Here is a 14,616-nt window from a genome sequence, read left to right on the forward strand (position 1 = left end):
TTCAAGTAATACATTAGACCAACCTCAAAATGGCCAATTTTACCTCTTCGTACGCAGATCGTTTATTGAAAAGCATTTGCATTTTGTTAATGTTTTTTGCGTTTAACCAAGTACAAGCCCAGTTAAGTGACCTTCATTATCTTCCACCTTTAAAGCAAGGGCGAAACAACGAAGCTGTCCAGCAACAAGCAGTCTATCTGTCAACACCGGAGCCGGTAACTTTTGTGGTAAATGCCTATCGTGGGACCAGTGCAACACCGGTTGCCACTTTCAATATTTCAAATACCAATCCAGCGGTATACACCTTGCCCAATGGGGATAACAATATCACTTTGGTTACCAATTCCAATACTGGGGTTGTGCTGAACAATTCAGGCCTAAGGTTCGAATCTCCGAGCGGAAATAAATTTTACGTCAATTATCGCGGATATTCTGGGTCCCAAGCAGCATCGCTGACATCCAAGGGAAGAGTGGCGATGGGTACACGTTTTAAATGGGGAGGGGTGCCTAATTTGGGTTCACACGTATCAAAATCCAATACATTGGGAATAATGGCGACCGAGGACAATACCACGGTTACCGTTTTTGGGTACGATCCAAACTGTAGTTTTAGATTGGGTAACAATGCCTATGGTATTACCGACGACACTTATACCGTAACGTTGGACGCCAACGAGTCCTTTGTGTTTGAAAATTATGTAGGGAATTCTCCTTCCAACGCACATCGCGATGGTTGGATAGGGGCTTCCATTGTTTCAGATAAAAATATTGTGATCAGTAATGGTTCCATGAACTATGGACGACAAGCCAACAATAGTAATCGTGACGCGGGAATCGATCAACCCGTGCCCGAAAATAAATTGGGAAAAGACTATGTGTTTATTAGGGGCAATGGAGCTTCCAATGGATGGACAGAATTCCCTTTGATCATTGCCACCGCCGATAACACGCAAGTATACGTTAATGGGTCGGGAACACCTATTGCTACACTGGACAATGGTGAATTTTTTGAAATTCCCAGTAGTTATTATACATCCAATACAGCTGGGGCCAATATGTTTGTACAAACCTCAAAAGACGCTTATGCTTATCAGTGTATAGGGGGGGATAGTAAAGCTTATACCCAAGGATTGAACTTTGTGGCACCGGTAAACTGCTTGCTGCCCGATGTTATGGACAACATTCCCGATATACGGAACATGGCCGGTACCAATGTTACCGGGGGAGTTACTATTATCGCGGCCGTAAACACACCAGATGCTAATATTTCTGTGACAGATGGAAATGGATCTGTAACACTTCCTGCCTCTAATCCCGTTGCAGGATCTACAGATTGGAAAACGTTTTTTATTCCAAATCTAACAGGAGATGTCAGCGTTCAGTCCACTGGACCAATAGCCGTCGGATTTTTTGGCTATAACGGGAACAGGGGTGTTGCCGGATATTTTTCTGGGTTCGATACGGTCCCCGAAGTAACTCTTGAGGTTAGGGGAGGTACCGGATGCTTTGTGGGGTCCGAAATATATGAGGCAACAGGAAACTTTGATGCATACCAATGGTACGAAGATGGTGTGGCCATACCTGGGGCCAATGGACCCAGCTTTGCTGCAACACGCGCCGGGGACTATTTTGTTAGAGGAACCAAAGGGCCATGTACCTACGATTCACAACCCTTAACGGCCCTGTACTGTGATCCCGACGTAGCACTGGAAAAAACGGTCGATAAACCTGAAATAATGGAAGGGGAAACGGCAACGTTTACAATTAAGGTGAGAAACTTTGGAGATGGACCATTGACCAACCTTCAAATAACAGACAATATCCCTGCCGGACTTACTTTGGTCTCGGCATTCACAATTACGGGAAGTTGGAGTGGAAACACTTGGAATATCGGAACCTTGAATGGTGGCGAAACCGCCTTTTTGGAGCTAGAAGTACAGGCAGATGAAATTGACACACTTCCTTTGTTGAGTTTGATCAATACAGCAGTAAATACACAAGATCAAACCGATACCAATATAACAGAAGATGTCCCATCCGCCCGTATAGTGGTTCACAACGATTCGGATAACGATGGGGTAAATGACATCACCGATCTAGATGATGACAATGATGGTATTTACGATGAGGACGAGTGCGATACCCTTTTGTTCAACATATCCAATGGTGACCCGCATAGTGGCAGTTTGATTAGTGTCGACAACTATTTGGTGTTCGACGTTTTCAGTTTGGATAACTCGTTCAACTTCAATATCAATGGAGTAGATGTGGCAGGTGAAATACAGTTCCAGCTTGGCGCAAGTGGAAATTTTGCCCGTTTTAACGATGGAACTACTTACGGAGAAGGAGGAAACCCAGATATATGGACAATTACAGGAACACATGGAAGTCCCTTGCTGCGTGTAGTGGTAGATCAGGCCGGGGAGTTCCAAATATTCGGTGCAAGATCCTCGGGTGGTCCTCTGGAGCCAATGAACCTGACCACGCCAGCAAATGTGGTAAATTGGGATCCGACCGGAAACAACACTGTGTCCATAGGACAAGATGTTGTAGGGCCCACCAACATGCGGGGCGTATTGTTAACAGCAGGCTGCGATACCGATTCCGATGGTATTCCCGATTCACTCGATTTGGATAGTGATGGCGACGGTTGTACCGATGCCGTAGAATTTTATAAAGATGAGAATGCCGACGGCGGAGATGGCGGGGAATACGGTTCTGGAGTTCCAGTGGTGGACCCAACCGATGGAACTGTAAATGCTGCCTCTTACACCCAAGTATACGCCCCTGAAATATTGCTTGGCAATACATCCGAAAATTTAAGCGCGGTGGATATCAATGGCCAAGGAATCAGTTTAGGGCAAACCTTTCAGTATGTGCTCCGTTTTCAAAATACCGGGGACGATGATGCCACAAACTTCGCAATAACCGATATTCTGCCCAACAATGTTACATTGGACAATGTGGATGTTTCCAATGCCTTGGGTACGACACATAGTTATGACATCAATACAAATACACTGCAATTCCAGGTCCCAGATGCACTTGTAGAAATCGGAGACCCGGAGTATAGCATAAAAATCACAGTGACCGTTTCAGGAAACTGCTCCGATTTTGTCGATGCCTGTTCATCCGAGTTGCAGAACTTGGCTTACGCATCATTCCAAGGGGTCGTTAATTCAACCACTTACACCGATGAGCCCGGTTCTTCCAATTTCCCGTGCGATGTAACCCCACAAGTGGCCACTAACAATATTTTGGACGACTTGGCCAATTGCGGTCAAGCCAGAACAGTTCAATTATGTGGAGATGATGCTCTATTAACGGCAGGTTCCGGATTTGCAACCTATACTTGGGCATTGGACAACAATGGGAATGGTCAAATAGATGGTGCCGATACCATCTTGGATGATGGTGATGCCGACCCAAGTACACTATTGGTAACAAATATTGGAAACTACATTGTGGAGAAATCAGGAGGAGGAAGTTGTCCTGATTTGACAGAGCTTATCACTGTAGAACGTTTTGGCGACACACAGACCAATCCCATAATAAGCTATTTTAACCAGGTAAATGCCGATAGTAATCCAGATAACAACATACAGGGAGAAATCGTAACGTGTTCCGTTGATGGTGATTTATTGCCTAAAATATTCTTGTGTGGTGAGAATGATGAAGTTACCCTTCAGCTCGGTATAACCGATGCTCTGGACATCGTTTGGCAAAAACTGGACGAAGGCAGTTGTTCGGATGCAGGTGATGATTGTGCCAACAAAAGCAATATGTGCACATGGAGCGATGTAGTGGTGCAAGACAATTTTACAGTTACCGAAAGTGGTAAATATCGAGTGGTCATCAATTATAAGAACGGATGTTTTAGCCGATTCTATTTCAACGTGTTCAAAAACACCTTGGATATTGACTATACGCCGACGGATATTTTGTGCAGCACTCCTGGAAACATTAGAGTCAACGGAGTAGGGGCCAATTACGGGTTCCAATTGATAGATGCATCCAACGGAAACATTGTGGTGCCATTTTCTGCCAACAATGGACCTAGTTTTGATATAACCACAAGTGGTACTTATACAGTTCAGGTAACTCAATTGAACCCATCAACAGGAGACCCTATAGAAGGAAGCTGTATTTTTGAAACAGAGGATATTGGTATCTTGGAAAGAAATTTCCAGGTAGATGTCGATACAACACCTGCTGATTGCAATCAGTTGGGAACCGTAAGTATCCAGGCATTGAACGTACTGCCCAATTACAAATACGAACTTAGGCTGGACGATGGCTCCAATGGTGGTCTCGGAACCTTGATCGCACAACAAAATCCAACTACGGACAACACCCATACGTTTAACAATGTAAACCCAGGAAACTACAATGTAATCACCACAACGGATGACGGCTGTACCGATACCAAACAAATTACGGTAAATGAAATTCCTGAATTGACGCTTACCGCATTGACCACTGATAATATAACCTGTACCGCGGGAGTAATTACCCTGACCCCCTCGGGTGGTACTCCGAACCCGGATTATCAAATGGCCATTTGGAGCAAAGATGGGGTGGATTTGTATGCCGACCCGTCAGACGTTCCTACTTCCGAAATGCAGACCAATACCAACTTTTTGTTCGGATATAGAGGTACACCGACCACCTATTTCCCAAATGAGGATGGTGATTATCAATTCATCGTTTTTGACGACAATGGTTGCTATGCTATCTCCAATAGTGTGAGAATGGAAGAACTTGGTGGCCTTACCGTATCTGCGACCCACTCGGGAATCGTATGTGCTGATTCATCTACGGCAACCTTGAGTGTATCCGTAACGGGAGGGACAGCACCTTACCAATATAGCTTGGATGGTGGAGCTACTTATCAAACCAATAACGATTTTGGCAACTTGCCTGCCGGACTTTATACCATTACCGTAATGGATTCCAGCGGTAATGCAGGTACTGGATGTGTCGAAAATTTTGATTACGAAATAGACCAACCTTTTAGGTTGACGGCCTCGCCGGCCATTGTTCAGGACGCCTCATGTGACCCGAATGGTGCGTTGGTGAAGATATTGAATGCCAGTGGAGGACAAGCCCCGTACACCTATAGTTTTGATGGCGGTAGTAATTTTGTTCCCACCAACGACCGTTATTTAATGCCCGGCAATTACAATCTTGTCGTTAGGGATAATTTAGGTTGTACGTACCCTATGGAATTAGAGGTTCCTGCTATGGCAGCAGACCCAGACTTTACAACCACAATCGATTATGCTTGTGATGGATTGGCTACCATTTCCATTGGAACATCCAACGCAACGGATTTTGATTATACCTATAGTTTGAACGGTTCGCCCAATACTCCGGTCGATAATAATATATTCAACAACATTGGAGACGGAACACATACAGTTACCGTAGGATACTCCAGTAGTATCGCTCCGGATCAAAGCACACTTTTTCAAGAAAACTTTGGAACGGGGATTACTACCCAAATTGAAGAGATTGGATCCGGTTATTGTTACGAACCACAAGATGGAACAGAAACAGCATGTAACTTGGGGCCTGCCGGTATTTTGGTAAACGGCGAATATACTGTAACCAACTTCGTGACCAATCCAATTCCCGCTTGGAGAAGTCCTAACGACCATACTGGTTTGACAGATGGTCGCTTTTTGGCCATCGATGTGAGTACCTTGGCAGGAGACTTCGGTGTTCTTTGGGAAAGGAATGGAATAGAGGTGCTTCCTAATCAAGATATCACCTTCTCATTTTGGGCCTATAACCTTATGGTAACCTCCGGCAATGGAAACAATCCGGAAGTTTTGGTAGAGTTGGTGGATGGCTCGGGTACCGTAATTTCTAGTATCCCTACCAACGAAATCCCTAAAAACACAAATGCGGACGATTGGCATTTTAGAGAAGTTACCTTTAATCCAGGAGCAAATACTACTGTTGGCATCGTATTAAGAACCAATTTGAACAGTGACTTTGGCAACGACCTAATTTTGGATGATATCCAGGCAGTACAATCGCCGGAAATCTGTGAAAAAACTCAGGATATTATTGTGGTTGTGGAACCCAATAAAGCATTTGAAGCTCAATTGTTGACCGTTGACGACCCAAGTTGTAACGGTGCAGCCGATGGCTCCATTACTTTTGAAGTGGGCAACTTTGATGCTGTGGCAGGATTCGAATACTCTTTGGATGGAGGTGCCACCTGGATTGCTTCCATGTCATCTCCTGTGACAACGGCATCCAATTTGGCCGATGGAAGCTATACCGTTATGGTCAGAAAAGCAGATGAAACCACCTGTTCGGTAAGTTTTGCAGCTACTTTAACGGAACCTGCCGCCATAGTACCTTCATTGAACTTAACGGCCGACTATACCTGTTTCAATACAGGAGCAACATTAGAAGCTTCAGTTACGGGAGGAACACCGGGTTATACCTATCAATTGGAGGATACCTTGGGGAATTTGGAAGTCGCTTACCAATCTAATCCTATTTTCTTAAATGTAGCGGATGGCGATTATTTAGTGCGGGTAAGGGATGCCAATGGATGCGATGTACTTTCTGCAGCACCGGTTACGGTATCGCCTCCTGAGACCATTGTTTTCACTACTTCGTCCACGGCATGTTACGATGGTTTGAACAATGCTACCATTACGGCAACGGTTACCGATGGAAATGGAGATTATACCTTTAGAATAAATGGAGGGGCATGGATAACCCCGACACCGTCTACCGATACCGAGTATACGTTTACAGGATTGGCAGAGGGTAGTTACGATATAGAAGTGGCGGACGGATATGGCTGTGGACCTGTATTGCAGACCGTTGTAATTCTGCCCACGATTACCGCTCAAGTAGATAAGCTGGATGTAACCAGCTGTGGAGATGGCAATATTACCGTTACTCCAACTGGCGGTGATGGAAATTATGTGTATGCCTTTGTGCCCACAGGATCAACTCCTTTGGCAGGTGATTTTGGAGGGTTGAATACGGAAACAATTACCGCCGGAAACGAAGGTACATTTGATGTATTTGTAAGAGACAACAATGGGACTGCTCCCTATTGTGAATATAAAGAAACGGTTACCGTGTCGGCAGCACCAATTTTGGCCTTCACAACAACGCCAACAGCACCAGAATGTCACGATGGTATGGGTAGTATTGCGGTGAATATCACATCTGGGGATGCACCATTTACCATCGAGATTGTAGATTTGGACAATGGAGGGGCATCGGACCAAACCCTTAACAACGTGCTGTCCAATACACATACATTCTACAACCTGTCACCAGGGAATTATACCATCAATATTTCCGATACGTACGGTTGTCCTTTGTCGGAAACCCCGGTTACCATAAATAATCCAGATGAGCTAACTGCCGATATTATTGGAAGATATCCATCAAACTGTGGAGGTGGACCAATGGACTTCGGATTTGATTTTGTTAACTATCCATTGACCTTGGGCACTCTGGAATTTAGTGATGATGGTGGTGCTACTTGGCAAGCCACAGATCAACTCAGGGGATATAATTCAGGAGATTCTGTATATCCTTCCATAAGAACTGTAGACGGAACGGGCAATCCAATTTGCCAGACCGATTTCCCTGAATTTATTATTCCATATCCATTGGATGATCTGGATATTACCATTTCTGCCGTGGTCGTGAACTGTAATGAGTTGCAAGTAAAAGTCCAGGGATCGGAAGGTGTGGCACCCTACGAATATGCTTATTCGGACGATCCTTCCAGTTTTGATCCCGCTACGGCAACATGGATTGTAGGTGGCAACATCGATGATTCATCAGGGACTCCGGTAGTAGTTCCAGCTGGTCATGGAAATCATGTATGGACAGGTTTGGTGCCCGGAAGAACCTATGTGTTCTATGTTAAGGACAACAATGGTTGTGTAAGGCAGAGTAATGTAAACGTAAATGATCTCTTTGTTCACCCATTTGATATAACATCCAATATTACCCCAGCTTGTAATGGATTGAACAATGGAAGTATTGAATACACCATAGTGGAAAACACCGTGTCACCTGGCTCCGAAATTGAGTGGACCTTCTACGATATTTCTTCCGGTACGCCTGTGGTGGTAACTACAAGCGGCGTAAATGTTCCATTTTCTTCTCCTCAATCGCTAACGTTCAATGCTTTGGGTGAAGGGGAATATTTCCTTGAGGTAACTAAAAAGGATGGCGCAAGTTCCGGATGTGTCAGTGCTTCTGAAAACGAAGCGTTGGAGGAACTGGATGCTTTGTCCGGAAGCCCTACGGTACTGCAGGATATTACGTGTAGCAACCCAGGCCTAATCCAAATCCCGGATATTTCTGGAGGTGGAGGAACCTATTATTATGATGTTACCGGACCAGCCGGGTTTGCTGGAGTCTCTGGCACGTTGGACAACCCTATCGAAATCCCGGCCAATTCACCGGCAGGAACTTATAATGTATCTGTTGCCGACCAATATGGATGTTCACAGAGTTTGGGAAGCGTACATTTGGACCTTGCCCCAAACCCAACAATAGATAGTATTGTTGTGGATAATTGTGATACCCAGGCCGATGTAAATATTGTTATGGCCACAGGCGCCATGCCATTCTATTACTCTTTGGACGGAGGTGCTAATTATGTAAACAATGGAGGAACTTTCACCAATGTGGTTCCCGGAACATACACAGTAAGTGTTTTGGATAGTAACGGCTGTACCGCTACAGATACCGTTACCGTACACCCGACCATGCAGGCAAATGTTAGCTTGGCAGAAACTTTAGGTTGTGGAGCCGGTAACGAAGCTGAAATTTTGATCAATGTTACCAATGGTTCCACCACTTATGAATATGAAATATTGGGTACTTCCAGTACTTTGGTTGGAAGACAGGCAATGGGCGGCAGCACAGTTACCGAATTGGTAACGGTTGCAGATACTTATACCGTGAATATTTACGACATTGGGGTGGAAGGTTCTGAATGTTCCAGAACATTCACCGTTGAGGTTCCTGCCGCAATCCAGCCAAGTTTTACGGCCACTCCGACTGCTGTATCTTGTAATGGAGCATTGGATGGAACCATTGCAATCACAGAGAACAACAATGGTATTAATCCGTTGACTTATACATTGAGTCCAAATGTGGCGGTCTTCGACCCTACGACCAATAGTTTCAATAATTTACCTGGAGGTATTTATGAGGTAACCGCTGTGGGTCAAAATGGATGTGATACAGTTGTTTCGAACATCGTAGTTCCAGAACCCAATCCTATCACTTTTGATGTGCCAACCGTAGATCCATTTGGTTGTACTTCAGGTAATGCTGCCGACAATGCCACAATTACGATCAACGTTGCTAGCATTTCCGGTGGAAGTGGCACATACGTGCGCTACGAATTTATCGATGACGCAACTTCAACTATGCTCCAAACAGGAGCAAGCCCAGATTATATCCATGCAGATTTTGCAGGAGGCAATATCATTGCAAGAGTGGTGGACAACAAAGGATGCTCTGCCGAAATTATGGTCAATATTCCAGAGTTCGATGAAATGAATACGCCGACAATTCACGTTGATGATCCGATCAGCTGTGCCAATTTGGGCGAGGATGTTACCATTAATGTTACAAGTAGCCTAACAAGTTACGCCACAGATCCGGCCAACTATCAATTTAGATTGTTGCCATCGGCAGTATATCAAGCATCCAATCAATTTGTGGATCTTCCAGCAGGAAATCACACCTTTGGCGTATTGAACGTTGCTACGGGTTGTGAAATTACAATCAACCATTTGGTGGAAGAACCCAACACTTTCGATGTAATTGTGGACAAATTGACCGATGCCGTTTGTTTTGGGGACGATGGTAGTATTCAATTGACTTTGGTGGATGCTTCCTATGCATCAGGTTTTCATTGGTATATTTTTGATACCAATGGTACACCGGCCGATCGCTCCGATGATGGAGCCTCAATATTGAATGGTTCATCTATCAACCTTGGACCAACAGCTCCGATATTTGTTCCTGCCGGAGATTATGTAGTTGAAGTAGTGCAGGATGCATTCCCAGAGTGCAGCCAAGTGCGATCGTTCAGTATTGCTACACCTTCGGCCCCTGTTACATTGAATCCAATAGACTTAACCGATGTAGGTTGTACCAATGATCAAGGAAGTGCTTTAATTTCTCCTGCGGGCGGACAAGGGCCATATTCCATGGATTTGACCCATGTGGGCAGTGGAACAACCACGAGTGTTACCGGAGTGAACAGCCATCTGTTCCAATCCTTGGTTGCCGGACAGTACAATGTAACCGTGACCGATGCATTGGGATGCACCCAGGTCTTCAACAACGCTTTTGAACTGTTGCTGCCCGACCCCATATCCGGGACCATTTCCAATACTGGTTTAGTTTGCGAGGGAGATACCGATGCCTCCGTGACCATAAGTTTAAACGCTAGAAATGTGACCACGAACTACCGATATGTGTTGAATACATATTCCGATGCTTTGGGAACAACACTGTTAAGTTCGTCCACAACCTCAACATCGCCAACTTTCGATAATTTGGGAGCAGGGTTCTATAGTATTTCGGTAACGGACGATATGGCCTGCGACTTCGAATCCAGTATTGTGGAAATAGTACAGCCTACCGATGTAGATGCTATGTTGGTTACACATCAACCATTAAGTTGTCAGTCGGATGCTGAATTACTGTTGGTAGCATCTGGAGGAACAGCACCTTATACTTGGAGTACAGATGGCGTTAACTTTACCGCAATGAACGGGACCGTTGCTTCCGATACACATCTATTGCAAAATATCACGGCAGGAAGCTACAGATATTATATAAGGGATAGTTTTAATTGTGTATCCACAATTTCCAACGAAATAACCATTGCCCCAATAGAAACCCTTACCGTGGATTTGGACATCTCGGCGGCACAAGTAAATTGTAATGGTGAGAGTACGGCTTTTGTTGAGGCATTTGCCAACGGAGGACTTGGAAATTACCAGTATGCCCTATTTGCTAATTTGGCTTTGACCAACCAGGTTAGGCCCGATCAAAACAATGGTAGGTTCAGTGATTTACCTGCAGGAAGCTATTATGTACGGGTGCAAAGTGAAGATTGTATCGTCATCTCGGAAGAGATCGTTGTAGAAGAGCCTACACCTTTGGTGGTAACCCCTACCATTAACAATATTAGCTGTAATGGTGCCAACGATGGTAATGTGGTTCTGGATGTACAGGGCGGATCCGGTGATTATCAGTTTGCAATATCGCCCAACCTCAACCAATTTGTGGACGAGAATAGTTTTGATGATTTATCACCAGGCGATTATCGGGTAATCGCACAGGACAGCAATGGATGTTTTGAATTGATCGAGTTCACATTGACCGAACCCGATGAGTTACAAACAAGCTCAACCGTTACCAACGAGATTTGCTTTGGAAGTAGTGATGGAACCGTTTCATTACAAATTTCGGGAGGTACAGCTCCATACTATACGAGCTTAAATACCAATAACGATACGGATTTTGTTCAAGACCGATTTACTTACCAAGATTTGAGCAGTGGCACACACGTAGTGTTTGTAAGGGATGCCAATGGTTGTGAAATGGCCGAGGTGTTCGAAGTGCAGGCCGGAGCCAACTTAAATGGAGAGGCGGAAGTATTGTACGAATGTGACACTATGGGAGCTGCGTCCAATGCAGTTCGGATTCTACTCGAAGATTCCGATGTTTACAGTGATGTGATTTTCGGATTGGATACCGATGATCCCAACCAGATGCAATTAGATCCTTACTTTGAAAATTTGACGGCAGGGCAACATTACATTACGGCACTGCACAGCAATGGATGCATCAATACGTTCGAATTTAACATAACCATTTTTGAACCATTGACATTGGAGTTGAGCGATCAAGACATCAACCGTATAAAAGCATTTGCAGAAGGAGGTGATGGTAATTATTCCTATAGTATAAATGGAGGTCCGGAAACCTCGGATTCTGAATTCCATATTACAGCGACCGATACCTATACCATTACAGTTACAGATGGCAACGGTTGTAGTGTGTCGCAGGATATATTTGTTGAGTTTATAGATATAGAGATCCCAAATTTCTTTACTCCGGACGGTGATGGGCAGAACGATACTTGGGCCCCTAAGAATATTCAGCAGTACCCGAATATATTTATCAAAATATTTGATAGGTACGGTAGAAATCTGTTCCAATTCAAAGGCAATCAGGATGAGTGGAACGGAGAGTACCAGCTAAAAGGATTGCCAACAGGTGATTATTGGTACATTATCCGATTGAACGGAATAGAAGACCAAAGGGAATTTGTTGGACATTTTACCCTATATCGTTAAATGAAGAGGAAAATAAACAGTGTAGTTTAACCTAAAAACGACATTCGCAACATGAATTAGGGCTTTTACAACCAAAGGTTGCGCTTTTTTAAGGCTAGTATTTATTTTGTGTCAAGAATATAGAAAAATGAGGCTTAGAACAACGATTGCGATACTGTGTTTTATGATGGCAAACTGGTCGTTCGCACAATTGAGCGACCTCCATTATTTGCCACCTTTGCGACAAGGACAAAATAATGGTGCCATACAACAGCAATCGGTGTACCTGTCAACACCCGAAACAACTCCATTCACGGTAAATGTATATCGGGGAACCAGTGGAACGCCGATAACTTCTTTCACGATTTCGAATGCAAGTTCTGGGCTGTACAATTTGCCCAATGGAAACAACAATATCACTTTAGTGGATGATGGCAATACAGGAGTGGTACTCACCAATGGAGGATTACGATTTATTGCACCGGGCGGGAACAAATTCTATGTAAACTATCGCGGAAGGTCCGGTTCGCAAGCCGCTTCTTTAACATCGAAAGGGCGAGCAGCTTTGGGAACTAGCTTTAAGTGGGGCGGGGTGCCCAACTTGGGAACCCATGTGTCAAAATCCAACACTTTGGGCATTATGGCCACGGAAGATAATACGACCATAGATATTTTTGGTTACGATCCTAATTGCGAATTTAGAGTGGGTTCCAACCGAGCAGGAATTACCGCGGACAGCTACCAAATTGTGTTGGATGCCAACGAATCTTTTGTTTTTGAGACCTATATCGGAAACAATGCGACCCAGGCCCATGAAGATGGATGGATAGGAGCATCTATTGTATCCGACAAGGATATTGTGATCAGTAACGGATCCTTGAACTATGGACGGCAAGCCAATAGCAGCAACCGTGATGCAGGAATAGATCAGCCCGTGCCCGAAAACAGACTTGGTAAAGAATATGTTTTTGTAAGAGGAAATGGAAGCACCAATGGAGCAACAGAGTTCCCATTGATCATCGGTACCCAAAACAATACGGAAATTTATGTGAATGGTTCGGTAACACCGATTGCAACCATTAACAATGGGGATTATTTTGAAATCCCCAGTGGCAATTACTCCTCAAATACGGTCGGCGCCAATATGTTTGTTAGAACCTCCAAAGATGTTTACGCTTACCAATGTATGGCAGGCTCAAGTGCAGTATATACCCAAGGATTGAACTTCGTGGCGCCCGTTAACTGCCTTATGACCGATACCATGGACAATATTCCGGATATCCGAGATGCGGCAGGTATTAACGTATCAGGTGGTATTACGGTCATTGCATCTACCGCTACACCAGATAGTAATATTGTAGTTTCCGATGCAAGTGGAACCGTAGGATTACCTTCGGCCAACACGGTGGCCGGAAGCTCTGACTGGAAAACCTTTTATATACCCAACCTCAATGGAGATGTCAGTGTTCAGTCAACCGGGCCTATTGCCGTTGGATTTTTTGGGTTTAATGGAGCAAGAGGTATTGCAGGTTATTATTCAGGTTTTGATACAGCACCGGATGTAAATTTACAGATAACAGGTAATTATTGCTTGCCCGGTGCCTCATTGGGGATTGCCAGTGGGGAAACCTTTGATGCCTACCAATGGTACGGGGACGGAGCTCTGATTCCCGGTGCAACCTCGGCAACATATAATGCCAGTATGGCGGGAGATTATTATTTGCGGGTGACCAGGGGACCATGTACCTACGATTCCAATACGATCGAAGTATACTATTGCGATGCCGATATTGTTCTCGATAAATCTACGGTCGATGTTTCAGTAAATGAAGGGGATCTGGTCACATTCGATATTTCGGTGGAAAGTCTAGGGCACGATCCTGTTACCAATCTACAAATAACAGACTTATTGCCCACCGGTCTGGATTTTGTGTCCGCGAGTGTATCCAAAGGATCGTTCAGTTACCCCAATTGGAATGTAGGCACCATGAGTAGAGGCGAACTGGTGACCATGACGTTGGTAGCGAAGACCCGATTGGATAATATTTACAATGCATCCGTAACCTACACCAATACCATTACCAATTCACAAGATCAAACAGATGGCAACATCACGACAGATAATCCATCAGTGGATGTTCAGGTCAATCGGATTGCTCCAACATCGGTAATTACCAACCGGAGAATTACCGTTCGCGTAAACCGAAATTGACGGTTTCAACGAACGTGCCTTTTGATCAAAAGTAGG

The 14,616-nt window shown here is 44.5% G+C and carries 2 protein-coding genes; both read left to right on the plus strand.

Annotation, left to right across the window (positions count from 1 at the left end):
• The first annotated feature begins 29 nt into the window (after positions 1–29).
• Complete coding sequence (locus MJO53_RS12480) at positions 30–12,389, plus strand: T9SS type B sorting domain-containing protein (RefSeq protein WP_252079310.1); 12,360 nt, start codon at positions 30–32, stop codon at positions 12,387–12,389.
• Between the two features lie 127 nt (positions 12,390–12,516).
• Positions 12,517–14,580 carry a DUF11 domain-containing protein gene (locus MJO53_RS12485; RefSeq protein ID WP_252079311.1) on the plus strand — a complete coding sequence of 688 codons (2,064 nt, stop codon included), beginning with the start codon at positions 12,517–12,519 and terminating at the stop codon, positions 14,578–14,580.
• Positions 14,581–14,616 lie beyond the last annotated feature (36 nt).

The sequence above is a fragment of the Flagellimonas marinaquae genome, assembly GCF_023716465.1.
GTDB lineage: Bacteria > Bacteroidota > Bacteroidia > Flavobacteriales > Flavobacteriaceae > Flagellimonas > Flagellimonas alginolytica.